At 37.2% G+C, this 25,491-nt stretch carries 18 protein-coding genes; 5 read left to right on the plus strand and 13 right to left on the minus strand.

Annotated features, from left to right (window positions below):
* Positions 1-81 precede the first annotated feature (81 nt).
* Entirely contained in the window at positions 82-2,205 is a 2,124-nt protein-coding gene (locus ACMA47_RS07970; RefSeq protein ID WP_034699875.1) for a cation:proton antiporter, read from the minus strand.
* Positions 2,206-2,211: 6 nt separating this feature from the next.
* Complete coding sequence (locus ACMA47_RS07975) at positions 2,212-2,778, minus strand: hypothetical protein (protein WP_413929370.1); 567 nt, start codon at positions 2,776-2,778, stop codon at positions 2,212-2,214.
* A gap of 154 nt (positions 2,779-2,932) precedes the next feature.
* Between ACMA47_RS07975 and ACMA47_RS07980 the strand changes: the two genes are divergently transcribed.
* Positions 2,933-3,835: an alpha/beta hydrolase gene (locus ACMA47_RS07980; RefSeq protein WP_413929371.1), complete on the plus strand. Its 903-nt coding sequence runs from the start codon at positions 2,933-2,935 to the stop codon at positions 3,833-3,835.
* 171 nt (positions 3,836-4,006) lie between these two features.
* Here the strand turns inward: ACMA47_RS07980 and ACMA47_RS07985 are convergent, their stop codons facing one another.
* Positions 4,007-4,912 (minus strand): DMT family transporter, encoded by a 906-nt coding sequence (locus ACMA47_RS07985; RefSeq protein WP_413929461.1) that lies wholly within the window; start codon positions 4,910-4,912, stop codon positions 4,007-4,009.
* 225 nt (positions 4,913-5,137) lie between these two features.
* Between ACMA47_RS07985 and purE the strand changes: the two genes are divergently transcribed.
* Positions 5,138-5,641 carry a 5-(carboxyamino)imidazole ribonucleotide mutase gene (purE, locus tag ACMA47_RS07990; RefSeq protein WP_034699885.1) on the plus strand — a complete coding sequence of 168 codons (504 nt, stop codon included), beginning with the start codon at positions 5,138-5,140 and terminating at the stop codon, positions 5,639-5,641.
* Positions 5,642-5,694: 53 nt separating this feature from the next.
* Here the strand turns inward: purE and ACMA47_RS07995 are convergent, their stop codons facing one another.
* From ACMA47_RS07995 to ahcY, 7 genes are all read right to left on the minus strand, one after another.
* Entirely contained in the window at positions 5,695-7,254 is a 1,560-nt protein-coding gene (locus tag ACMA47_RS07995) for a BspA family leucine-rich repeat surface protein (protein WP_413929372.1), read from the minus strand.
* A gap of 15 nt (positions 7,255-7,269) precedes the next feature.
* Entirely contained in the window at positions 7,270-8,829 is a 1,560-nt protein-coding gene (locus tag ACMA47_RS08000) for a BspA family leucine-rich repeat surface protein (protein ID WP_413929373.1), read from the minus strand.
* 30 nt (positions 8,830-8,859) lie between these two features.
* Positions 8,860-10,533, minus strand: coding sequence for a BspA family leucine-rich repeat surface protein (locus ACMA47_RS08005; protein ID WP_413929374.1), 1,674 nt, complete (start codon positions 10,531-10,533; stop codon positions 8,860-8,862).
* Positions 10,534-10,568: 35 nt separating this feature from the next.
* Positions 10,569-11,891, minus strand: a complete 1,323-nt coding sequence (locus tag ACMA47_RS08010; protein ID WP_413929375.1) for a BspA family leucine-rich repeat surface protein — start codon at positions 11,889-11,891, stop codon at positions 10,569-10,571.
* A 139-nt stretch (positions 11,892-12,030) separates the two neighbouring features.
* Positions 12,031-12,423: an inner membrane protein YiaA gene (gene yiaA, locus ACMA47_RS08015; RefSeq protein ID WP_034699887.1), complete on the minus strand. Its 393-nt coding sequence runs from the start codon at positions 12,421-12,423 to the stop codon at positions 12,031-12,033.
* Positions 12,424-12,794: 371 nt separating this feature from the next.
* Positions 12,795-13,592, minus strand: a complete 798-nt coding sequence (locus ACMA47_RS08020) for a hypothetical protein (protein ID WP_413929376.1) — start codon at positions 13,590-13,592, stop codon at positions 12,795-12,797.
* Positions 13,593-13,694: 102 nt separating this feature from the next.
* On the minus strand, positions 13,695-15,008 hold the full coding sequence (gene ahcY / locus ACMA47_RS08025; RefSeq protein WP_034699895.1) for an adenosylhomocysteinase: 1,314 nt from the start codon (positions 15,006-15,008) through the stop codon (positions 13,695-13,697).
* A 167-nt stretch (positions 15,009-15,175) separates the two neighbouring features.
* On the opposite strand from ahcY, the gene ACMA47_RS08030 reads away from it, so the two are divergent.
* Entirely contained in the window at positions 15,176-15,694 is a 519-nt protein-coding gene (locus ACMA47_RS08030; RefSeq protein ID WP_413929377.1) for a pyridoxamine 5'-phosphate oxidase family protein, read from the plus strand.
* A gap of 370 nt (positions 15,695-16,064) precedes the next feature.
* Entirely contained in the window at positions 16,065-16,679 is a 615-nt protein-coding gene (locus tag ACMA47_RS08035; RefSeq protein ID WP_034699899.1) for a 4'-phosphopantetheinyl transferase family protein, read from the plus strand.
* On the opposite strand, the gene ACMA47_RS08040 is transcribed toward ACMA47_RS08035, so the two are convergent.
* Complete coding sequence (locus ACMA47_RS08040) at positions 16,660-18,924, minus strand: FUSC family membrane protein (protein ID WP_413929378.1); 2,265 nt, start codon at positions 18,922-18,924, stop codon at positions 16,660-16,662. The genes ACMA47_RS08035 and ACMA47_RS08040 overlap by 20 nt on opposite strands.
* 228 nt (positions 18,925-19,152) lie before the next feature.
* Between ACMA47_RS08040 and blaCHM the strand changes: the two genes are divergently transcribed.
* Positions 19,153-19,911, plus strand: coding sequence for a CHM family subclass B1 metallo-beta-lactamase (gene blaCHM, locus ACMA47_RS08045; RefSeq protein WP_413929379.1), 759 nt, complete (start codon positions 19,153-19,155; stop codon positions 19,909-19,911).
* Positions 19,912-20,265: 354 nt separating this feature from the next.
* Here blaCHM and porV read toward each other — a convergent pair whose 3' ends face one another.
* A complete protein-coding gene (gene porV, locus ACMA47_RS08050; RefSeq protein ID WP_034699905.1) occupies positions 20,266-21,429 on the minus strand; it encodes a type IX secretion system outer membrane channel protein PorV in 1,164 nt (387 codons plus the stop codon).
* Between the two features lie 60 nt (positions 21,430-21,489).
* Positions 21,490-25,392, minus strand: coding sequence for a type IX secretion system sortase PorU (porU, locus tag ACMA47_RS08055; RefSeq protein WP_413929380.1), 3,903 nt, complete (start codon positions 25,390-25,392; stop codon positions 21,490-21,492).
* Positions 25,393-25,491 lie beyond the last annotated feature (99 nt).

Consider the following 25,491-nt stretch of genomic DNA (forward strand, 5'->3'; position numbering starts at 1 on the left):
CTGGATGGTTAGATGATGTAATAAAAAGTGATTATTCCTACATCGATAACCTCCATCATCCCTCTTCCAGCTTCCAATCTCTTACTTAAAAATCTTCTGAATCACATTTCCAATCTCCACAAAATCTCCATGATTTCCTACAGAACGTATTTCCGGACTGTTTTTATCATATTCTGAGAAAGGGAAAATCAAAAGATAATTGTTATCACTCAGATTTCTGTTCAGAAGTTCAGGGATCAGTCTCATTCTTGGAATATAGGACTTCATGCCTCGTTTAGCCATAAGAATAATCAAAGCTTCATCATCCTTTAACTGGGCCGCAGTTCTTTCACCATCCTGCCAGGTATTCATGATAATAAATTCAGCTTCTATATTGGCTTTTTTAATGATTTTCTGAAGAATATCAAGGATATTTTCCGGAGCATAAAAAACAACCGTAGCACCGGAATTTCGGGCAATATTCCAGACTCTCAGCAAGGCATGGAAGAATCCTGCTTCCTGATGAGCGTTTTCTGGAATCATCACAGCATATTTTTTAATAGTGGAAAGTGGTTGTGCAGCGTGGTAAACCAGTACATTCACATCATCATTTTGCAGATAACCATTGTAAAGATTGTATACAAAAGAAGGGGAGAACCCTTTTTCATCTTCCAGTCCGATAATAAGGTCTGTGATTTTCTGCTCTTTAATCACATTATTTACCCCATTGATGACATCATTGTCGTATCTTTTTAAAGCCTGAAGTTTAACATCCGCTGCCGCTGCTGCATCTGCTGCCTGATGGAGGAGTTTCTCCGCATTTTTTACGGAAGATTCATTTTTATCTTCATTGATAACATTCAGTGCAAAGAGATCTTCTGTATTAGAATGGGCTTTGATCAGGATGCCCAGATTTACCATTCTCTCAACAGTGGCCTCATGATTAATGGCTAAGAGAATGCTTTCTTCCTCATGGGTATTTCCTGAAACGGTATCTTCATTGTCACTTTCCGCAATTTTCTGGGCACTTGCCATAGAAATGAAAGAGGAAATTGTACAAGAGATGAGAATCAGTAAAATACTTCCGTTCAGAACGTGTTCATTCAGTAATCTTACCGGTTCTCCGGTTTCAGTTTCGGAAAGGATGATGTTGTAACCTACCATTACAGAAGCCAGTGTTGCCGCTGCGGAAGCCGAACTTAATCCGAAGATCAGTTTTCCTTCCTCTTTGGTCAGCCTGAATGTTTTTTGAGTGGCCACTGCAGAAAGATATTTTCCTCCGATAGATGCTACCAGCATAATTCCGGCTACTTCCAGTGTTTCCCAGCTTTTGAAGAATACCTTGAAATCAATCAACATTCCCACACTGATCAGGAAAAAAGGAATAAATATGGCATTTCCCACAAATTCAACCCTGTTCATCAGAGAAGAGGTGTGAGGAATAAGCCTGTTTAAAGCTAATCCTGCAAAGAACGCCCCGATGATGGCTTCTACACCAGCCAGTTCAGCCAGCATTGCTGCCAGGTAAATCATAACCAGTACAAAAATATACTGAGAGATTTTGTCATCTACTCTTTTGAAAAACCAACGGCCTATAATAGGGAATACAATAAGTACAATCAGGGCAAAAACTACAAAAGAAACGGATAGTTTAACCCAAAATTCTGTTCCCACATCACCCTGAGACATTCCCACAATCACGGCAAGTACTAATAAGGCAAGAATATCTGTGATCATTGTACCTCCAACAGTGATATTAACGGCCTTGTTTTTCGCAATTCCCAACTTGCTCACCAACGGATACGCAATAAGGGTATGAGAAGAAAAAAGACTGGCAAAAAGAATAGACGTCAGCATTGAAAAGTGAAGAAGGTAATATCCACCCAGATATCCTAATACAAAAGGAACGGTAAAGGTATAGATACCAAAGGTGAGGCTTTTCCACTTGTTCTTTTTAAAATCTCCCATATCAATCTCAAGCCCGGCCAGAAACATGATGTAAAGAAGCCCGGTAGTTCCGGTTACTACAATACTGCTGTCTCTGGACAATACATTGAATCCGTTCGGACCGATGATGGCCCCAGCGATGATAAGCCCCAAAAGGTGGGGAACTTTAATTTTATTAAGCAGCAATGGTGCTGCAAGGATGATGACCAGTACCAACAGGAATTTCAGTACCGGATCTTCTATAGGAAGACTCAGGTTGTGTATACTCAGTAAAATCATAGGTGTTTATTTTGTGGAACGTACTAATTCAACAGAGAACTTGGCGGTACAGCCATCAGAAGTGATGGTTCTGGTTCCTTTGATCTTGTTGTCCGAAATATCATTAAGAAGAACGCTCATTTCTACATTCTTTTTAGCTGTAGAATCGGTTTTGAAAGAGAGTCTGATCTCATTGTTTTCAAACTTGCCCGTATACAGCCTTACCAGATTATTGTTGTTGATGATTTTGGTAATGGGCTGGGTAGAATCATTATCGAATTCCCAGATGTCAGTACGTTGGTCGCCTACTGCATATTCACTGCAGTTGGATTCTGTACAGATTACTTTACCGTTCCATGGGCCAGAAATTTCCGTAGGCCATGCAGCGGCAATCACTACAGAATCTTTTTTGGAAAAAATACTGTCCCTCATTTTCAGAAGTGACTGATATTCGGATTCTTTCTTCGCGAATAGTTTCTCTTTGTCTAAAAGTTGTTTCTCCCTGTCTGTCAGGTTCTTCTCTTTCTCTTTGTAGTCACAGCTTATCAAAAGGAAAGAGGCGGTCAGAAATAAAAAAAATGTGTTTTTCAGCATATTGTATCGGTTGGAGTATACAATATAAGGAAAATGAAGGAAATACAAAACCCAGCTGAAGCATATCTGTTTTAATTATATTTAATAAGTTTAAAAACAGTTGGATAGATTAGGTAAGATTATTGATGTTGTTTTAAGATTAAAATTGAACGAAATGAAAAATATTTTTTTCTCTTTTTTGTTTATTGCAGGAATGTTTTCTGCTCAGTTACCTTCTATGAATCTTTGGAAATCAATACCGGATGGTCCCGGGCCTGGAGGTGAAAATAAGGTTTCTCCAAAAGGTTCTCTTACAAATGTAAGTATACCGAAGCTTATCATTCATCAGCCCGTCAATCCCAACGGAATTGCTGTTTTAGTGATCAGTGGTGGTGGCTACGCCCACATTGAATCCGGATCGGAAGGTTATCCTGCATCAGAATGGTTGAAATCTCTGGGAATTACTGCTTTTGAGCTTCAATACAGACTTCCGGAAGAAGGTTGGGCAACAAGATCAGTCCCTTTTCAGGATGCTCAGCGTGCTTTGCGAATGATTAGAAAAAATGCAGGGAAATACAACATAGATCCAGATAAAATCGGGGTACTTGGGTTTTCTGCTGGTGGGCATCTTGCCGGATATATTTCATCTACATTCAATACAAATTATTATCCTCCTCAGGATGATATTGATTTGATTTCTGCAAAACCCAACTTTACAGCAATGATCTATCCTGTAGTGTCTATGCTGCCACCCAATAATACGACCCATTCATTTAAATCTTTATTAGGAAAAGATTCTGACAGAAGTGATCAGATGAAGCTGTCTGTTGAAAAGCAGGTGAATGATCAGACTCCCATCACTTTTTTGGCTCAGTCTGAAGATGATCCTATTTCTCCTGTGGAAAATAGTATTTTGATGTATCAGGCATTAAAAGATCATAAAATTCCTGCCGAACTGCACTTATTTCAATCAGGCGGTCATGGCTGGGGAATGGGTAAAAAAGGAACGAATACCGGAGAATGGACGGATTTGTTTTTGAAATGGTTAAAAGCGAATGGGGTTTATAATAGCAATTAGTGATTTTATTGAAAGTCTTAATACGTTTTTTTGCCCACGGATGACACAGATTAGCACAGATTTTTTTTTAATCTTAAATAATTTTGTGTGCTTTTCAAAAATTCATATACTACCTTTAAAAGCACAAGGATTTACAAACTTTTGTGTCTTTTGTGGTTTGAAATAGGTTTATCATTCAACCCTTTGTCTTTTGAACATCCCCGGTTTGTAATTGATAATAAAAACACCACAGATAATCATTGCTGCAGCCAAGATAAACTTAACGGTAACTTTTTCGTCCATAATCAGCCAGCCTAGAAATATGGCAATAATGGTGTTGATATAAGCTAGGATAGAAACCTGTACGGGTGAAATTTTCGTTAACGCATAATGAAAAGCGAAGAAAGCCGCTACAGAACCAAAAACAGCAAGATATAGCATGGCTGAAATACTTTTAATACTCCAGTTTCCAAAATTGTAATTTTCAGAAAACAGAAATGCAAGAATAACCTGAACCACTCCTGCAAACAGGAACTGATAGAATAAATTCAATGTTATATTTCCACTCTGAATATTGAGTTTTTTGGTAAAAATAGTTCCTGAAGCCCAACCAGCAATGGCGCAGAACAGAAAAATCATTCCCATTCTGTAATCAGGGTTGGCGAGATCTTTAAGTCCATCCCAGAAGATAAAAAGAATTCCGCTGAAACAAAGCAGGACACCGCTAAGCGCCCGCAAACTGAATTTCTGCAATCCTACAGCCACGCTTCCCAGGAACACGAGAATAGGTGAACACGCACTGATTAACGAGGCAAGACTGCTGGAAACCGTTTCTTCAGCCACCGTAGTCATTCCATTGGCAACGACCAGCATCAGGGAGGCGAATATAATCTGGTATCCCAAACTCTTCCAGCCAATCCACTTGAATTCCTTTCTCGAAAGAAGAACGATAAGCATGATAACAGAAGCCAGAAACTGTCGGATTCCGGCAACAAACCAAGCAGGAATTGTTTCCACAGCAACACGAATGGCCAAAAAAGTTGTTCCCCAGACAATGGCAACAGTGAGAACAGCAAAAATAAGTTTATAATCTTTCAACGTATATAAGTAGTGTAACAAACAAATGTATAAGTTTTAAAATGATTATAATGGGTACAGTTGCTTTGTTTTTTACTGATACAGATTAGAGAGGAAGAGTTGCTAGTTGAATGGTTGATGTGAGTTTAGACTTAAATATTTGATGATGTTCAAAAAGAACTTCCAGTCTCCTTCTTCCAACTTCCATCTTTATTTTTTATCTTTGAACATCTAATAAAATTGAAGATGGTAGGAATTATTATGGGCAGTCAGAGTGATCTGCCGATCATGGAACAGGCTGCAAATTTTCTTAAAAGCCTTGATATCCCTTATGAATTAACTGTAGTTTCAGCACACAGAACTCCGGAAAGAATGTTCGATTATGCAAAAACTGCTCAGGAAAGAGGTCTGAAGGTCATTGTAGCTGGAGCAGGGGGGGCAGCACATCTTCCGGGAATGGTGGCGAGTTGTACGACACTTCCGGTAATCGGAGTTCCGATTCTGTCCAGTAATTCTATAGATGGATGGGATTCTGTGTTGTCTATTCTTCAGATGCCTGGAGGAATTCCGGTAGCAACTGTAGCCTTGAACGGTGCTTTGAATGCAGGAATTTTAGCCGCAAAAATCTTAGGAAGCGGTAATGAAGAAGTAGCTGCTAAACTTCAGAAATATCAGGATTCTTTAAAAGATAAAGTACTGGGAACGGTAGATGATATCAAAGCCCAGCATCCTAATCATTTTGATAAATAGTTGAGTTTTAAACTCAAAATAAAAGCCTCACTTTTCAGCGAGGCTTTTTGTTTTTATTTCTTAATGAATTTTGAAGAGATTGTCTTTTCTTTCAGAATCAGCTGCAAAATATAATTGCCTTTCGATAAAGATCCTACATTAATCATATCCCTATTGGGATTTCCTTCCAGTACAAGTCTTCCACTTGCATCAAAAATTCTATACTTTTTAATATCACTTAACCCTTCAATATGAATATCATCTACAGCGGGATTGGGATAGAGTGAAAGTTTTTTATTCAGCTTTACATCTGATGAAGACAGTAAACAATTTCCTACCGTATCACCCGACATCGTCCATCCTTTACTGATGAGAATATTCCTTTTATCTGCTGCATTGGAAGCATAAGTCAAAGGGGTTACAATATCCAAATCAACATTATTGGCAGTATTAGGATTATCTGCCCATCCTGCGAGTGTTTTACTGAAATTTTCACAATCCATTCCTGTCTGCATCAAAGCCTGGGCTCCATTATTAACGTTGGCAAGATTCCAGCTTGCAAGGGATTGATTAAAGCTTGGCGTTTCCTTAAGAATCTGGTCTATTTTGGTCACCTTGGTCATGTCCCAATTTTCCAGAGAATGATTAAAAGCTGTGCAGCCATGAATAGCATGGGCCATATTGGTAACTTTAGACGTATTCCAATTATTTAAAGATTGATTGAAGCCTGAATCAAAATGAAACATAAAACGAATGTCTTCAAGGCTTGAGGTTTCCCAGTTATCCATGGGTTGATTATAGCTTGGGCAAAGAGCAAACATCCATTTCATATCAGTGACACTCGAAACATCCCAGTTGTTCAATGTCTGGTTAAAGATCCCTCTTCCTGCAAACATAAAACTGAGATCAGTTGCTGATGACATATTCCAATTATTAAAATAAGGAGGATTGAACTGATCAGGAAGTGAGTTATTGATACTGTCAAAGATAATAGAAAACATAAATTTGAAATTCTTAATTCTGGAAGTGTCCCAGTTTTGCATGGAGACAGCACCAGTAAAGCTTTTGGTACCATAAAACATATAAGAAGCATCATCAACATTACTAAGATCAGGAATGTCTGTAGCAGTAAGCTGAACAAGTTTACATTGGCTGAAAGCACTGTTCATTGTTGTCCAGACAATATTTCCCCATTGCTCTATTTCCAGTATTTTATCGGCACTTCCGTTGATCTGCCACACCGGAAAAATCTGATCCGGAAGCTGAACCTCCTGTACATCTCCGAATTTTATACGTTGAAAAACCCCATTTCCGTTACTCACTCTTACCCTATATTTTGCATCATTCTTTTCTGCTATTGACGTCCCAAAATCAATAAGAACCTGTTTTGTTGAGGTTACATTGATAAGAGAACCATTATGTTGAGGGAAATCTACTTCTTCCCAATAAATGTCATAGTTTTCGCCAATTCCGGGAAACCATATTTGTTGAGTACTTGCCTGGTAGGGAGCACTTACTGTTATTGGCTGTATCACTGTAGAAGCAGGTTTCCAGATGGTGATAAATTCATTCTGGGCTTTCACAATGAATACCAGCAAAATAAAAAATCCCACCAAAAATTTTTTGAGTACCATAGACGAATTTTATAGTTATTTCTTAATGAATTTTGAAGAAATTGTTTTTTCTTTCATGATCAGTTGTATTATATAATTTCCTTTAGGTAAGGTGCTTACATTGATGATCTCATTATTGGGATTTCCTTCCTTTACCAATCTTCCACTGGCATCATAAATTTTATAGCTCTTTATATCACTTAATCCTTCAACGTGAATGTCATCCACTGCAGGATTAGGATATAGCGAAAGCTTTTTATTCAACCTTATATCCGATGAAGATAGTAAACAGCTTCCCACTACATCACCTACTATTGACCAGCCTTTATTGATGAGAATATCCCTTTTGTCTGATACGTTAGAAGCATATTTTAATCCTTGTACGGAACCTAATGAAACATTGTTGGCTATATTGGGATTGTCTGCCCATCCCAGAAGGGTTTTGCTGTAATTTTCACAATTAAGACCAGACATTGTTATAGCGGCATTTCCATTGGTAAGAGAAACTAAGTTCCAGTTTCCTAATGACTGATTGAAACCTGAAGCAAAATTAAGGATCTGGTCTATTCTGGTCACTTTTGTCATATCCCAATTGTCTAAAGGCTGATTAAAGGTTGTACAGCCATGAAATACATGCGCCATATTGGTCACTTTGGAAGTATTCCAGTTTAATGGCTGATTGAAAACAGGAATCATATGAAACATAAAATGCATGTCTTCTAAACTTGAAGTATCCCAGTTGTCCAGACGCTGATTGAAGCTTAAACATTGTCCAAACATCCAGCTCATATCCGTCACCTTTGAGACATCCCAGCTATTGAGAGTCTGGTTAAAAACTGTTCTGTTTCCCAACATATAGCTGAGGTTGGTGGCTGAAGACATATTCCAGCTGTCCAGATAAGGTGAGTTGAACTGTTCTATTAATGTAGCAGAAGGATTCACATCAAATAAAAGAGAGAGCATAAAACTAAAATTCTTAATTTTCGAAGTATCCCAGTTCTGCATAGAGCTGGCACCCATAAAACTGGTTGTGCCATAAAACATGAAAGATGCATCCTCTACATTATTAAGATTGGGAGTATCTGTTGCTGTAAGCTGCATAAGCCTGCACAGACTGAAGGCACTTTCCATGGTAGTCCATGAAATATTACCCCATTGTTCTATTTCTAATATTTTATCTGAACTTCCGTTGATCTGCCAGATAGGAAAAACTTGTTCAGGGCCAGGATATAGTTGAGGCGTTCCAAATTTTATTTGCCTGAAAATTCCGTTACCATTCGTAACTTTTACCCTGTATTTTGCATCATTTTTTTCTGCGATTGACGTCCCGAAGTCGATAAGAACCTGTTTTGTGGAAGTGACATCGAGGAGGGAACCATTGTGCTGCGGATAGCCTACTTCCTCCCAGTAAATATCATAATTATCCCCAATTCCGGGAAACCATATCTGCTGAGTCGTTGCCTGATAGGGAGCATCTACATTTACAGCTGGTAATACGGTAGATGCGGGTTTCCAGATGGTAATGAATTCATTCTGAGCTTTCGCAATGAAGGCCAGCATTAGAAAAATAAGTGTAGGAATCTTTTTTAAAATCATGTTTATTATTTATAGGTATTAGTTGTATAATTATTTTTTGATGAATTTCAGGTTTTGGATATCTTCTTTTGAATACAGTTGCAAAATATAATTCCCGGAAGTTAAAGTCTGGATGTTGATCTGCGCATCTGTCAAATTCCCGCTTAAAACAATTCTGCCGCTCATATCAATAATTTTGAAGTCTTTAGCATTTGAATTCTTTACATAAATAATATGACTGGCAGGGTTGGGGTAAATACTGAGTTCACCTTTCACTTTTACATCTGAAGTTCCAAGGAAAGATTGACATTCTCCGTTATAGGTATCTCCACTGATTGTCCAGCCTTTGGTGTTGATGAGGTAGTTTCTTGCCGTTACTGCTGCATTGTGAGAATACGTAAGAGGAGAAACAGTGGATAGATTAATATTATTGGGAGTAGAAGGGTTCAGGCTCCAGCCATATAACGTGCTGTCATAATTCTGGCAGTTCAATGCAGAATTTTTGAACATATTGGATGCATATAATAATGAACTGAGATTCCATTTTCCCAGATTTTGGTTGAAAATAAGAGCATCATTGAACATATCGTTCATGCTTTTTACTGAACTTACATTCCATTTTCCTATATCGTGATTGAAGCTTTTTGCTCCTCTGAACATCTCAGACATCCATTCTACTTTTCTGGTGTCCCAATTGGAAATATTACTGTTAAAGTTTTCTGCATTATAAAACATACCATGCATGAATTTGACATTTTGAGTATCCCAGCTGCTGATGTCCTGATTAAAAACTTTTGCACCCAAAAACATATTATTCATTTCGATGATTTGTGTTGTATTCCAGTTCCCAATAGGTTGATTGAAATTTATTGCATTGGCAAACATGAATTCCGCATCAAGATTACTGGACATATCCCAATTCCCGACAGGTTGGTTAAACAGAGTCGCTCCATTAAACATAGCGGCAGTGGCAGTAACTTTAGAAGTATCCCAATTGGCCAGTGGCTGGTTGAAAATTTTGGCTGCAGAGAATGTTATCCCCATCATGGTAACATTGGACGTGTTCCAGTCTCCAACCGGCTGATTGAACACAAAACATCCTGAAAACGTTCCCAGCAAGGTATTTACATTGGAAATATTCCAGGTATTGATACTGGAGTTTCCCACTAAACCATAACAGCCTAAAAACATGTAAGACATATCAGTTACCTCCTTCAGATCAGGAATATCTGTTGTGGTAAAATCTAAAATTTTGCATGCCTGAAATGCCTGTTCCATAGAAGACCACTGAATATTTCCCCATTGTTCTATCAACTGGATTTTATGTACATCACCTACAATTCCGTTATCATTGAACATGTCCCAGTTGGCAAACCTTATCTGGTGAAAATTTCCGTTTCCATTGCTTACTTTCAACCGGTAAGTAGCATCTGCCGGATTGGGATTTTGTGGCACTCCGAAATCGATCAGAAGCTGATAGGTAGAAGTTACATTCGTTAAAGTGGCATTGTGTGAAGGGTAGCCAATTTCTTCCCAATAGATCTGATAATTCGTTCCTATTCCGGGAAACCAGATCTGATTATTGTTTGAGTTAACAGGAATTCCTGCATAAGGATAGTTAGGTGGGGTAAGACTGGGTTTCCATACTGTGATAAATTCATTTTGTGCCTTTGCCAGGAAGACCAGCAAAAGAAAAATGAGTATTGGAATTTTTTTTAAAATCATGTTTATCGTTTTATGGTTATTAGTTTTGTTGAGGCTTATTTTTTTATGAATGGAAATGAAATTGTTGAACCCTTTGTCATAATCTGTAAGATATAATTCCCCGGAGTTAAAACGTGAATGGTAATTTTATCATTTTTCAGGTTTTCTTTAATAACAGTTCTTCCACTCATATCGGTTATGGTATAACCTATTGGATTCGGAATGTTTTTCAAATGAATGATATCTGTTGCTGGATTGGGATAAATGGCGGCGTTGTAGTTTATATTCTTTTCAGAAGTTGAAAGGGTCTGGTTGCAGAGTCCGTTGTAAACGTCGCCCGATATAGTCCAGCCTTTATTATTGATTAAGTAATTTCTCGCAGCTACTGCATCAGCATGAGAATAAATTAATGGAGAAGCACTTGATAAATCAATATTATTAGGTGTTGAGGAACTCTGGCTCCATCCAAAAAGTGTTTTATCGTAATTCAGGCAGCTCATGGCAGAATTGAGAAACATATCGGTAGCGGTTGTTAATGAACTTAGATTCCATCTTCCGATGTTTTGGTTAAAAGCGGTGTCACGGAACATTTCGTTCATATTAGTGACATTACTGGTATTCCAGTTCTGAAGATCCTGGTTGAAGTTTTCTGAATCATGAAACATGTGTTCCATGGTAGTCACCTTTGCAGTATTCCATTTACTCAAAGATTGATTGAATCCTGTATAGTCAAACATATATGACATATCTGTAACATTTGAAGTATCCCAATCTCCCAATGGCTGATTGAACAGATTATCATCCCCAAACATATAATACATATCGGTGATGGTGGAGGTGTTCCATGTGTTGAAAGAAGGATTTCCGACGAGTGAAATACATAAATAAAACATTTGGCGCATGCTGGTGACCATGCTGAGGTCTGGAACATCAGTGGCTGTTACGTCCATATTATCACAGTACACAAAAGCATTGTCAAAGCTTTTCCATTTTATATTTCCCCATTGGGTAATCTGAGTAATTTTTGAACGGTCTGAAGCATTATAAGCAGGAACTAATGTGTTGTCAAAGAATCTCACCTGGTCAAAACTTCCGTTGCCATCACTGATTTTAATTCTGTAGCTGGCCTGAGATGGAGTAGGATTGAAAGGTGTTCCTACATTGATCGTAAATTCAGTAGTAGAAGTTACATTATTGATCGTCCCGTTATGCTGAGGATATCCTACTTCTTCCCAGTAGACTTTAAAATTGGTTCCTCTCCCGGGAAATTTAATGAGTTGTGCATTTTGGGTTTTCCAAATGGTGATGAACTCATTTTGTGCTTTTGAAAGCTGAAATAATAGAATACACAGAGAAGAAGTTAATAGTTTTTTGTACATGTCATTAGTTTGTGAAATAAGCACTACTAAAATAGCAAAAAACTTAATATATTTTTAACTTAAATGTGAAATTTATAGTAATTTATAAATTTTAATGAAATTATTTAAATAAAAAACTCTCCGTTTTGGAGAGTTTACTTTATTCCTGAAGCATATTATCACGAGTGTTTTTCTGAACTGCGATGGCTCCGAAGAGTGCCAGTAGAAAGGCAAAGGCATAAAACCCTTTTTCGCTTGGAAGGATGGTGGCGTTCCAAAGTCCGATGGCCAGTAATACAATGGATGATAATGTGGCAAACCAGCAGATTCCATAATAAATATCTGTTACCTGAATGTTTTCTAATCTGTCACGTACTGCTTTCTGTAAAGAAACCACAGCAAATAAACCATAAAGAAGGATGGTGAAATAATATCCCTTCTCATTCAGCAGCATTTCTGCTCTTGCAAGACCAACAATAAAGCCAATCATTCCCGCTCCCAATGCTACCCACGACGCAGCGACGAATGCATTCGATACTCTTTGTTTTTTCATAGTTTAATGTTTTATTTAAGAGGGCTAAGATATTCATTTTTTATAAATAGAGCTCTGGCAAAGGGAAAATATGGGAAAAATACTGAATAGATGGAGAAAGTAGGTTTATGTTTCGGGTAAAGCTGATGGATGTGTTTTTATTTAATGTAAAACGGGCTAAAGCCCGTTTTACATTAAATAAAAACACATCCATAATTCATCACTCATCACTTATAATTTATAATTTCCTCCCTAGCCCCGATAGCAGCGGTTACCCCCGAACATAAGCAGAAGAGTAGAGGGTTGATGGGTAGGCTAGCCTGGCGTGAGGAGTATGAACGGATAGCGGGAATCAGCTCATAAAAAAACTCTCCAATTTGGAGAGTTTTGTATTATTGAGTGATGTATTCGTAGTTATATTGAGCGGAAAGACTTCCGTTGGCTTCTTTTGAGATCACCTGAGTAGGAAAACCGGCGCTGTTGTATTGAATAGTGGAAGTTCGGGTTTGGTTTTGTGTCCAGGTTCCATTGCTTTTAAAGCTTATCTTTTCTACAAGATAATTGTTTTGACTTACCGCATAGGCTCCTCCCATCATAATTTTTATGTATTTATTGATATTCACATATGGGTTCAGTTTATCATCGTAAGAGTAAACAATTTTAGTGTTGTAGCTGGATCCTCCACCTTCTGAAATTTCTGTTGAAATATTGTTTCCATCATAAGTAAAAGTATCTACGATGGGATTGGAACAGGTTGGCGACTGACAAAGAGATGAAGAAATCACCTGTCCGTTGGTATTATAATTATAAGTAATTGTTCTGTTATAATCCGGATTAGTAGTATAGATGGCCTTAACTGTAGTAAGCAGATCTCCATTATAAGTATAAGCTGAATAATAGTCTACCGTACCATCTGGTTTATAATAAGTGGTTTTAGTTGGTTTTCCGTTACTGTATTCAAACTTGGAAGTTCCTAAAGCTGACGATGTTTTGATAAGCTCACCATGATTATTGTATTCCAGAGTCTGTATGCTTGTCTGCAGCTGAGCCGGATTGTCATAATAAACGATAGTGACTTTGCTCAATAATACCTTAGAAGAGGTATTGTTTCCCTCATTATCATCGTTACTGCTGCAGCTGTTAAAGAATACAACAGAACTCATGAGTCCCAGAAATAAGAATTTTTTCATGTTATTTTTTTAGGTGACAAAAATAAAGAATGCTTTATTACCAGCATAAAAAAATCCCACTATCTTAGAAATAGTGGGATCATATCATGTTTTGTTGAGATCTTAGTATCTGTAGTACTCAGGCTTGAATGGCCCTTTTACGTCTACTCCAATGTACTCAGCCTGCTCAGGAGAAAGAGTTTCAAGCTCTACGCTTAATTTCTTAAGGTGTAAAGCAGCTACTTTTTCATCTAAGTGCTTAGGAAGCATGTATACTTCGTTTCCATAAGCCGCAGAGTTGTTCCATAACTCGATCTGAGCCAGCGTCTGGTTAGAGAAAGAGTTAGACATTACGAAACTTGGGTGACCTGTAGCACATCCTAAGTTTACCAATCTACCTTCTGCAAGGATGATTACTTCTTTTCCTTCAATCGTGTAGATATCTACCTGAGGCTTCACTTCAGATTTAGTCTGACCGTAGTTTTTGTTTAACCAAGCCATATCGATTTCATTATCGAAGTGACCGATGTTACAAACGATCGCCTTATCTTTCATTTTAAGGAAGTGTTCTCCTCTTACGATATTAAAGTTACCAGTTGTAGTAATGATGATATCAGCATTGTCTACCACAGTGTCTAATCTTTTTACTTCATAACCGTCCATAGCAGCCTGAAGTGCACAGATTGGGTCAATTTCCGTAACAGTAACGATAGAACCAGCTCCTCTGAATGAAGCAGCAGTACCTTTACCTACGTCTCCGTATCCGCAAACTACCACTCTTTTTCCAGCTAGCATTACGTCTGTAGCTCTTCTTACTGCATCTACAGCAGATTCTTTACATCCGTATTTGTTGTCGAATTTAGATTTAGTAACAGAATCATTTACGTTGATAGCAGGCATTACTAAAGTTCCGTTCTTCATTCTTTCATAAAGTCTGTGAACTCCTGTAGTGGTTTCTTCAGAAAGACCTTTGATGTCTTTTGTGAACTCAGGATATTTATCAAAAACCATGTTTGTTAAATCTCCACCATCATCCAAAATCATGTTTAATGGCTTTCTGTCTTCACCAAAGAATAAAGTCTGCTCAATACACCAGTCAAATTCTTCTTCATTTAAACCTTTCCATGCATACACCGGAATTCCAGCAGCAGCAATAGCAGCAGCAGCGTGGTCCTGTGTAGAGAAAATATTACAAGATGACCATGTAACTTCAGCTCCTAAAGCTACCAGAGTCTCGATAAGCACAGCCGTTTGGATTGTCATGTGAAGACATCCAGCGATTCTTGCTCCTTTCAGTGGCTGAGATGGTCCGTATTCTTCACGGATAGCCATCAAACCTGGCATTTCTGCTTCTGCAAGGGTAATTTCTTTTCTACCCCATTCTGCAAGGGAGATGTCCTTAACTTTATAAGGAACGTATTGTGTTGTAGTACTCATATGTAATGAATAGTTTTTAAATTCAATTGATAACGAAAGGCAAAATTACGATTTATAATTAAGATATAAAAACGGCAAACCAAGTTCGGTTTTATGAGATTAAACATGAGTTAATATTATTTAGTCTTAATATAAATAGTTAATTTTAGCTGATAAATAAATATATTATGAATCAAACTCATACAGAAAAGAAAGCCAAACCAGTTACTCCTAAAGTAAAAGAATTAATCAATGCTTCTAAGAGCATCATTCTGGCTACTGTGGATGCAGAAGGAAACCCTAACTCAAGTTATGCGCCTTTTGTACAGGTAGATCAGACTTTTTATATTCTGGTATCTTTCATGGCAAAACATACTAAAAATCTTGCTGACGGAAGAAAAACATCCATTATGTTTATTGAAGATGAATCAGCAACCAAACAGATCTATGCCCGCGAACGTCTTACTATTGAAGCCAACACTTCTCAGATTGAAAGAGATTCTGAAGTTTGGAATACAGTAGTTGCTAAACTTAAAGAAAATCATGGCAAAGTAGTGGATGTAATTTCCGAAATGGGAGATTTTATTTTAATTGCCCTTCAGCCGGTAAAAGGATCTTATGTCAACGGATTCGGAAGTGCGTATTTCGTGGATGCAAATCTGGAAATTGTAGAGCATAGAAATGATGTGAATCATCAGTCTAAATAATTAAGCTGGATGCTGGAAGCAGGAAGCTGGAGGCTTGTAAAGATTAAGGAAACAAAGAATCCGTTTTTCATGAACATTTTTTTATTTAATCTTTAATTTATTCTTCTAACGAATAGTCACTTCAACCTTCCAGCTCCCAGCTTCCTTTCCTCATTCCTTTTTTTTCATCAACAATTTCTATTACCTGGTCTAAAAATTCTTTTTACAACGATTAGTAACCTCCATCTTCCCGCATCTATCTTTCATTCCTTTTTTCATCAATGAATTCTTCTAACTTTATTGATCTGTTGTTTTTATAACAAATAGTAACTTCCATCCTCCAACTCCCATCTTCAAGCTTTTTTTAGTATTTTTGTCCAATAAAAAAAGAATGCCCCTCTACAGAGATTTTTCAGATGATAACGCCACAATTCTGGTTTGGAAGTACGACGAAAGTGAAGAACTTGATATCAACCAACTTCTGGAGCCTGAAAATGCTGAGAAGGTAAAGGATTATCATCCTAAAAAATTACTTGAAGTCCTTATGGTTCGTAAGCTCCTGAAAGGGTTGAAACCTAATTCTAAAATTTTATACAAAGAAAGAGAACCTTTTCTTTCTCCCAACGATGCGGAAATTTCTATTACGCATTCTTTTCCCTTTGCAGCCATTGCTATCTCTAAAAATAAAATAGGGATTGACGTAGAGAAGTTCAATCCTAAAATTTTAAGGGTAATTGATAAGTTCACCTATGAAAATGAGCGTGGATTTATTCCGGAAGACAAAGCGGATACTTTTTATACTATTATATGGAGTGTAAAGGAAAGTATGTACAAAATCCATCACTCTAAATACTGGTCTTTAAAAAAGAATTATGAAGTAAAGCCTTTTGAACTGAAGCATCTTCATAAAATAAGCTGCCGGGTATATGATGATGAGTTTTCAGATGAGTTCAAAGCGAGGGTAGAGTTTTTTGACGATTACTGCTTTACGATTGTGGAGGAGTAGGATCTGTTTCGTTTCTGTATTTTTCGATCACTTTTCTCTGTTCCTTTGCGACATCATAGATCAGCTCCAGAATATCGTGGATATTTTTAAGCTCTGTTAAATGTGATATTTTATCAGGATCTCTTCGGTCTACAATTTCGTTTTCCTCAATCTCTGTTTTCCTTTTCAGAAGCATGTCTTCAATGGAGGAATCTTCCGGTTCAAGACGGCTTTCCATTTTCAGGGTTTCGTTGACATCATTTCCGTTGAGAAGGGTAGAGGTCTGCTGCATTTCTGCCTCAATCTTTCTGCTCCAGCTTTCAGCATCTATTTCAGGATATTGCTCATTACTTTTTGAGTATTGAGATAGAGAAGCGGTATACGCCGTAATCAGATGTGATGTAGCCACAAACTGGTGAACAACTTCCAGTTTTTTCTGCTGGTTTTTAGGATCGGAAATCATTCTCTGGAAATTATCGGAAAGATTAGCCAGTGAAATAATGGCGTTTTTTCGCTTCACCTTATAATCTTCAAGATCGAACTTTCCCTCTAAGAATTTAGAAATCACACTCTGGAAATAAATAAGGTTGTCTGCGGCAGACTTTTTCATCAGATCCAGATTTTGGGTATGTTCCCAAACCGGTAATACAATATAAGATACGGCAAAAGCAATGATTCCGGCAATAGCAGTATCAAAGATTCTGTCTTTAAATATAATATTGACTTTCCCGGGATTTAAAAAATTAAAGCTGAGGAAAACATAGATCGTCATGAATAATACCGCCCAGAAATACCTTCCTTTCAGAAAACTGAAACACATGATCATACTAATGAGCAGAATAGCAAATAAAACCCCGTTAATATGTACAAAATACAGAATCGCATAAGCAATACTAGCTCCAGCAATCGTTCCATAGAGACGGAGAAGGTTTCTCTGTTTTGTGATGGAATAAGCCGGTTTTAAGATGGCTGTAATGGTAATTAAGATCCAATACGTGTGTCCCAGTCCCAGAAAATCGAACATAGAAAAAACATATCCCAATAGCAAAGCTGTTGTAATTCTTATGGCATGACGGAAATGGGAAGATGATAAGGAAATATTATTTCTTAAAACCTTAGCATTCAGTTTAGGCTCATTAGGCATAAACTTTTTAAGGTCTAACCCTGTAGATAAACTTTTCGCCAGTTTGATATCCTGTGAAAAGACTTTATAGATCTCGTTAATTTCTTTTGTAATTTCATAAATACGCATCAGGATCTGGCGCAGAATCATGAAATTTTCCAGATTGTCCGGTGACAACTGTTTATTTCTGAGTTCGAAATAATTATAATTTAAGCTTTTTAACTCCTGTTCCAGGTTAAACATTGGCTTTGCTCTGGTACCACTTTGAAGGGCAATTCCGATATTGGTGATCTCCTCCGCCAAAAGGTTAAGATAATCATGGATATTCACCAGGATCATGCTGTCTTCAAAGCTCTGTTGTAACTTTTGATAGTCACTTTCCGAAGTCATCAGTTTTTCATGAAGGTCCATCGAGTTTAGGAACATCAGCATTAATAAACGACTGGTTGTCGTAGATTCATTGACGATGGTTCTGGTTTTAAAAACCGTTTCTCTGGTATCTTCCTGAAGGTTTTTTATTTCAATCTGCTTGGCAATAACCTGAGTCGTCAGCTTGTTAAAATCCGGATTTTTCTGATAATAATTGGCTTTGATCTTTAAAAACTCAGCCAGCTGAAGATAATTTTCGCCAATCATCTGGCTTGCCAGTTTATAAGGACGAATGGTAGTTACAATAAGGAATATAAGCAAAAACCAGATACAGCCGGAAGCAAATATCAATAGACTTTTAAAGATATTACTTCCTGTAAGATGCCCGTCAATAAAGATGGCGAGTACCACAAGGGATAATGAGCCTACCGCTGCTAATCTCTGACCATACACTCCGATCAGGGAGAAAAACATCCCAAATACTACAACCTCAAGAAGAACTAATGCTTTGATATTCATCACAAGGCTTGCAATGAGTGCTACAAACACAAAACAGCAGATCGCAAAAGTAAGGGCATTTCTTCTTCGGATAAAAGGACCGGGTTGGTCTGTAAGGGCTACAAAGCTGGTACCCAGCGGAAAAAGGAAATATTCTTTCAAAATCCCGAAGTGGGCGAGGACTAAACAAGGCAGAACAGTAGCTAATGTAATTCTGATGGCAGAATATACATACTGACTGGTTACAAATTTTTTTAGTTCCGCCGAATAGTTCATATTACAAAAATAGCTATTGAATTTAAGAAAATCGCCATAAAAAAGAGACTTTTACAAACTTAAATGTTATATTTTTTTTAATTGAGCTGTATGCTATTTAAAATAAACTGACAGAGGAAACATAGGAATGATTCACAATTCACAATCGGTCACTTTTAACACAACACCTAACAAATCTTGTTCCACGAATTCTTATCTTAGTTTATCTCAATCTTAAATAATAGTTTCATGAAAATCATTATTAAAAATATATTTGTCATTTTGTGCTCTTTTATTATTCTAAGCTGTACTTCGCAGAGCAAAGATCATTTTAAAGCAAAGAAAATCTATGAATCAAAAAACCTGATCATTACTCAGATTTCGGAAAATTCTTTTATTCATACTTCCTTTAAACAGACGAATGATTTCGGGAATGTACCCTGTAATGGATTGGTTGTAAAAGATCATCACGAAACTATTGTTTTTGATACCCCTACCAATGACAAAAGTTCAGAAGAATTGATACAATGGATTAATGAAAAGCTCAATGCAAAAATCAATGCTGTTATTCCAACCCATTTTCATGATGACAGTTTAGGAGGATTGATGGCTTTTCATAAACATAATATTCCTTCTTATGCATATACTAAAACCATCGAATTAGCCAAAGAAAACAATTTTGTTATCCCTGAGAACGGTTTTAATGATTCTGTTATTTTAAAAGTAGGAGACAAAGATGTTCTGGCCAAATTTTTTGGAGAAGGACATACAAAAGATAATGCTGTCGGTTATTTCCCTAGTGAGAATGTTTTATTTGGAGGCTGTTTATTAAAAGAGCTGGAGGCGGGTAAAGGATATTTAGGTGATGCTAATGTTTCTGCATGGTCCAGTACTGTTCAAAAAGTAAAAAAAGAATATCCGGATGTGAAAATTGTAGTTCCCGGACATGGAGAGTATGGCGACGGGAAGCTGCTTGATTATACTATTACATTATTCAAAGGTCAATAGTGAATTTTTTGCTTCGCAAAGTGAATAGTGAATGATTGCAGTATCTAAAAGAAATTGACAAGCGAAGCGAATTGACGATTGACAATTGACAAATCTTTTTACCAGTGAATTTTTTGCTTCGCAAAGTGAATGGTGAATGCTTGCAGTATATAAAAGAAATTGACAAACGAAGCGAATTGACGATTGACAATTGACGGATCTTTTTACTAGTGAATTTTTGCTTTGCAAAGTGAATGGTGAATGTTTGCAATACGTAAAAGAAATTGACAAGCGAAGCGAATTGACCATTGACCATTGACATAAAAAAGCCTCAATACAATGTATGAGGCTTTTTTTATAGAGCTGTTGTTTTTATTAACGATCGTTGTTGGATGTTTCTTCTCCAATGTTCCAGGTAAGACCGAAACGTAGCGTGTTATCCAAAGCGCTGTTGATCTTAGACATGTTGATCAGGTAGGAAAGATCAAGTCCGAAAGAACGGTATCTTAACCCAACCCCTGCAGTAGCAAACTGTCTTGCTCCCTGCTCTTCACTTTCATGGAAGTAACCTCCTCTTACAGAAAATGCATTGTCATAAGAATATTCTAGAGCACCACTGTACATGATACTGTTTTTATTTTTGAAAGATTTTCCGATACCAGCCATTGGTCCTACATTCGGGATCTGATAAATAGGCTGTCTTGTATTCGGGTCTATTCCTGCATACTCAGATCCAGGAACTAACAATTTTGAACCTTCCACAGAAATTCCAACTCTGTTCATGTCATCCAGGTACATATCGTATCCAACCCCTAATCTTGCCATAGTAGGAAGATAAGATCTTGATTCTTCATTTCCTGTATAATCCAGTTTCGGACCTAAGTTCTGAATAGCCAAACCTGCATTCACTTTACCATCATATCCACCAATACTGGAGAATCTTGGAGAGGTATAGTATCCTGAAACGTCTACTGCAAAACTGTTTGCAGCCTTAAGTGTTGTATCTGTGTTGAATCCTCCGGCTAAGTCTGAACGGATAAATCTACCGGTAACAGCTCCGGAGAATGAATCAGAAAGTTTCAAAGCGTAGGCAACGTCAATGGAGAATTCGTTTGGTTTTGATGTACCCATTGATGCAATTTCTGTACCCACCAATTGAGTCAGGTCTACCTGTCCCATATTGAAATAATAGATACTCGCAGAGATTGTAGATCTTTCTTCCTGTCCTAAAAACTTATGGAACGAAGCATATAATAAGAATACATCATTGGTAAGTTTTCCCATGTAAGGCGTATAGTTAAGACCTACGGAAGAACTTGTCCTGCTGAAAGGGTATTTAGCCGCATTCCAGAATTGTGAAAATGCATCCGGAGAGGTTACCACCCCTTGATCTCCCATACCTCCCGATCTTGCATCAGGTGCAATTCTTAAGAAAGGAGCTCCGGTAAGAACTGGGTTTACTTTACCTAAATCTTGCGAATAGCCTAAAAAACCAGCACTCAAACCAAATCCTAATAGCAGTTTAGTAGTTAAATTCATATGTTGTCTTTTATATATTATCAGTTTTTTATTAATATTATTATCTATTGTTCTGTTTAATTATTTCAAAAGTACCATTTTTTCTACAGCTGTAGCACTTCCTTTGCATTTTTCTTGATTTTGACTTTTTGCAAATATCTTAAAAATATACGTACCTTTTGCTACTGTAGCTCCAAAATCATCTCTTCCGTCCCATTCTATGGCTTGGCGAGGGGTTCTAAAGCCCTGTAGGAACGGTTCTGCAACCACTGGCTGCGATAAAGTTCTTACCAATCTTCCGGTTATTGTATAAATTTGTACGTTCACATCCAGAATGTCATCACAGTTGTGTTCAAACTGAATATAGGTTTTATTGGTGAATGGATTTGGCCAGTTCAACGGACGGTTGATCGTCAGGTGTTGGTCAGACTCATCTTTAACTTCAAAATTTAACGTAGCAGTTGTCGAATTATTGTTTATATCCCAAACTTTAAATGATAATTGATGTTGTCCTATGGAAAGATTTCTGAAAGGGTAGGTTACATTCCCTTTCTGATATTCGGCAAGACTTGGGTTTAAGCATCCGTTTCCTTCTCCCGGAGCATAAAAATCATTTAAAACCACGGTATTGATAATCTGTCCGTCAAGATATACTGTAATATCATGTCCTACACCGGATCCTGTTGAGTTGATTCCTGTGTCATCGGTAAGACAGGCAAGAAGCATAGGATTCTGATTGGTGATTCCACCATCTGCAAAGTTGGTGTTGTTCATATACAGCTTTACTTTTGGAGGTTGATTATCATTAATTCCATTAGGATTGATATCACCCACCTGTACAGCCTGGTTGTTGAAAACATCCGTTGATTTGTTGTCAGAATATGCTAGTATTCTTCCTTGTCCTACAGCATAGTTAATGTCTTTAGGAACATAGAATTCTGCAGTGAAAACTCCGTTTACGGCAGTTCCTGCAGATTTTACAATTGCACTTCCTTCTTCAGTATAATCTAAAACCGGAGTTAAAATTCCACTGTTGTTAAGTGTTTTCTTGTTTAATCTCTTATCAAAAATATTGATGCTGACTTTTCCGTTGAAGGTATTGTTCAGGGTTCCGTTTGGATTATTGATGTGTCCTTTGATTTTTACAAAATCCAAACCTCTGATCAGTCCTGGAACCGGAGTTTCAATATTATCAATAACCAAAAGTCTTTGAGGTCTGCTTAATTTCATAGCAGGATCACCCAGGAAGTTTACTTTTAAATGGTTGCTGTTTGGTCCTTTTTGTTTTTTGGCAATTAAGTGGGCGTTCCCTAATGAATTAAAATCGTCATTGGTTAATTTAAAAATATTCTGAGTGAATGTATTGGTAAAATCACGTCCGTAATCTACCCCAATAGCACGGCTGGAAGTAATCATGGTAGAAACACCTCCCTGCTTCATTTTAATAAACTGTTCTCCAACAGAATTGGTTGAAGGTTCGTCCCATAATGTGAACTCACAAGTGATGGTAGAGACAAAAGGGAACCTGCTGTATACATTAGAGAAATTGTTGGCATTCTGAACCTCTGTACTGGTAAGGACTCTTTCCTGTGCCCAACCATTGATTCCTCCGTGTCCGAAGTAGAACAGGTACAAACTGTTTCCGATAGCGTTGGAAATCGCCTGGTTTACCTGCGGATATCTTCTTCCTCCAGATGTACTCTGAGCGGTAAAGGCATCCATATATAGTTTTTTAACATTATATTCTTTAAGATCCAGCTGGCCTGGCTGTTCAAAAATATTCACCAGTGAATTGTTCATTACATTATGAAAAGGACCTCCTCCTTCCTCATTATCATCCACTACAAAGTCAAGTCGCATACGCCAGTCTCCGAAAGGAGATGACTGCCCTTGAAGAGAATTGTTATAAGCCAGTGTTTTATTGATCATATCCCCAGCTTCACTTACATTGGCTGCAGGAATTCTACCCACGGGCACATCCGGTAAATTGTTTTCAATTAATAATGTGGTCTGTGGCTTAGTCATGACAATATAATCATCCGTAACAAATGATGATACATAATCTGAAGATTGTTCACTCTGGTAGCTGGCAACAACGTTTGAGTTATTCGGAACCCTGTTTTTATAATCGTATGAAGCATCTCCAAGAATAAATACATACTGAAGTCTACCCAGAGGAGTATTGAGTTTGCTTACGAAATCTCTTATCGCGGTAAGGTCTTTACTTCCGCTGCCATATTCCTCATAGATTTTGTTAATGTCAACAATTTCTACTTTGTAGTTATGAGTGGTCTGATGATAGTTGGCTATTCTTTGTGCCTGCCCCATCATTTCAGGTACGGTAAGGATAAGATAATCTACGTTTTGTATGGCAGAAAGATTCTGATTGGAAATTCTTCCTACAAACTGTGGACTGAAAGCAGCATCCGCACGGAAAGCTACAAATTCATTATTGAAATTCTGATCAGCAGCAGTGTAGGCAAAGTTGAAAGAACCACCACCTGCTTTATTCACTCTTCTGTTAGCGTTGGTAATATCCGTTACATCCCATACCTGTTCTATATTAGCTGCATTGGTGATGCTGAAACCGTAGTCTGTATTACTTCCACTTAGAATTGAATAATCCCTGAAGTTCATTTGTGAACCATTGAATGCAAGATTTTCTTTATACTGAACTTCCAGATAATCAAAATAGAAAGTTCCATTCGGATTCTTGGAAATATCAGGATTATAAACCAATGTAAACTGGTTTCCGGTAAGATTGGTTAATGTTCCGGTATATGTTACAGGATAGAAGGTGTACTGATAGGAAGGAGTATCCATAGGAATTACCTGCTGTGGGTGTGGATTTAAATTATTGATTTTAAAATCCATCGTATTCTGCTGAGAATTATACGCCACCACCTGAGTTCTGTATCGTACTACATCATTCGCCTGTATAGGTGAATTGGTAGACAATGTTATGGTTTTTTCATTGGAGAAAGGAGTATCCTCTACCCATGTTCTTCCTACTTTTAAAAGGTTTTTCTGATCCTTGTTAATTACCTGGTAACTGTCATATCTTGTAATCAGCTGGGCAGGAAGATTTCCGTCTACAGTAGGAACTCTTTTTCCTGCACCTTTGTCAAAATTGATATAATAATAAGAGAAATCTTCATAAATATTTTTGACATTATTACTTCTTTCACTGAATCGGGTATCGTGTCTTTTGAAACCATTTCCATTGCCTGTATCATAGAGGTTATACCCATCAGGTCCTTGTGCATAGAAAAGAGCATAGTCATTATCATTCCATACTCCGTCATCTTCACCTACTACCTGAATGGAGTTTTCCTGTAAAGCTCCGTATCTTGGATCCTGATTGTATTCAGGAAGCATTACTCCTCCATTTCCATAAATTCTGAAGTTTTTAGGATTTACAGAGCTCGGATTAATTCCGTTATCTTTTAAAAACTGGGAAGTAATTTTGAATACTCCGGACTTGTCTACCTTTATCTTATAAAAATTTCCACTTGATAAAGGATTGCCGGTGGTGCCTATTTTATTAACCGTTCCTGTTGTATTGATAAAAGAAGACGCTTCTGAAACATTAAATGAAGATAATCTCTGAACGCGCCCTTTTATATTTTTAAATAAAGCAATACTAATGCTGGCATAGCTTTCACCTTCTAAAGTATAATAGGAAACATCTGCTACATCATAATCAGGAAGTCTGCCTTTATCCAGTTCAAACAATTCCTGGTTAGAAACGTTTTCCCAAACAAGGTCTGAGATTTTTAATTGCTTTTCTCCGATTTTTTGCTTGCTTACTATAAAAACATTATTTTGGCTGAAAGAAAAACCTTCATTTTTAAAATTGGGAAGATTTAATTTTGTGTCACCAAAATCCTGAATTTTAGAACCATTCCATTCAATGGTGTTTCTTTGGGCGTAAAGTGTTGATGCAAAAGCGATTAAAGATAAAATCGTAATTTTTCGTTTCATGTTTACTATTGAAATTGCTAAATTACAAAATAAATGAAAATTTTAGAATTAAATTGTGATACAATAAAATTAATTTGTTAACGTTTTTCAAAAAAATCA

This window comes from Chryseobacterium sp. T20 (genome assembly GCF_047345655.1).
Classification (GTDB): domain Bacteria; phylum Bacteroidota; class Bacteroidia; order Flavobacteriales; family Weeksellaceae; genus Chryseobacterium.

What these genes read in the sequence shown, in the direction of transcription:
- ahcY (WP_034699895.1), bottom strand. Translation starts at nt 15,008, where the DNA reads ATGAGTACTACAACACAATACGTTCCTTATAAAGTTAAGGACATCTCC.
- porV (WP_034699905.1), bottom strand. Translation starts at nt 21,429, where the DNA reads ATGAATTTAACTACTAAACTGCTATTAGGATTTGGTTTGAGTGCTGGT.
- yiaA (WP_034699887.1), bottom strand. Translation starts at nt 12,423, where the DNA reads ATGAAAAAACAAAGAGTATCGAATGCATTCGTCGCTGCGTCGTGGGTA.
- ACMA47_RS08010 (WP_413929375.1), bottom strand. Translation starts at nt 11,891, where the DNA reads ATGTACAAAAAACTATTAACTTCTTCTCTGTGTATTCTATTATTTCAG.
- ACMA47_RS08000 (WP_413929373.1), bottom strand. Translation starts at nt 8,829, where the DNA reads ATGATTTTAAAAAAGATTCCTACACTTATTTTTCTAATGCTGGCCTTC.
- ACMA47_RS07975 (WP_413929370.1), bottom strand. Translation starts at nt 2,778, where the DNA reads ATGCTGAAAAACACATTTTTTTTATTTCTGACCGCCTCTTTCCTTTTG.
- ACMA47_RS08005 (WP_413929374.1), bottom strand. Translation starts at nt 10,533, where the DNA reads ATGATTTTAAAAAAAATTCCAATACTCATTTTTCTTTTGCTGGTCTTC.
- ACMA47_RS07995 (WP_413929372.1), bottom strand. Translation starts at nt 7,254, where the DNA reads ATGGTACTCAAAAAATTTTTGGTGGGATTTTTTATTTTGCTGGTATTC.
- porU (WP_413929380.1), bottom strand. Translation starts at nt 25,392, where the DNA reads ATGAAACGAAAAATTACGATTTTATCTTTAATCGCTTTTGCATCAACA.
- ACMA47_RS08020 (WP_413929376.1), bottom strand. Translation starts at nt 13,592, where the DNA reads ATGAAAAAATTCTTATTTCTGGGACTCATGAGTTCTGTTGTATTCTTT.
- ACMA47_RS08040 (WP_413929378.1), bottom strand. Translation starts at nt 18,924, where the DNA reads ATGAACTATTCGGCGGAACTAAAAAAATTTGTAACCAGTCAGTATGTA.
- ACMA47_RS07980 (WP_413929371.1), top strand. Translation starts at nt 2,933, where the DNA reads ATGAAAAATATTTTTTTCTCTTTTTTGTTTATTGCAGGAATGTTTTCT.
- ACMA47_RS08035 (WP_034699899.1), top strand. Translation starts at nt 16,065, where the DNA reads ATGCCCCTCTACAGAGATTTTTCAGATGATAACGCCACAATTCTGGTT.
- blaCHM (WP_413929379.1), top strand. Translation starts at nt 19,153, where the DNA reads ATGAAAATCATTATTAAAAATATATTTGTCATTTTGTGCTCTTTTATT.
- ACMA47_RS07970 (WP_034699875.1), bottom strand. Translation starts at nt 2,205, where the DNA reads ATGATTTTACTGAGTATACACAACCTGAGTCTTCCTATAGAAGATCCG.
- ACMA47_RS08030 (WP_413929377.1), top strand. Translation starts at nt 15,176, where the DNA reads ATGAATCAAACTCATACAGAAAAGAAAGCCAAACCAGTTACTCCTAAA.
- purE (WP_034699885.1), top strand. Translation starts at nt 5,138, where the DNA reads ATGGTAGGAATTATTATGGGCAGTCAGAGTGATCTGCCGATCATGGAA.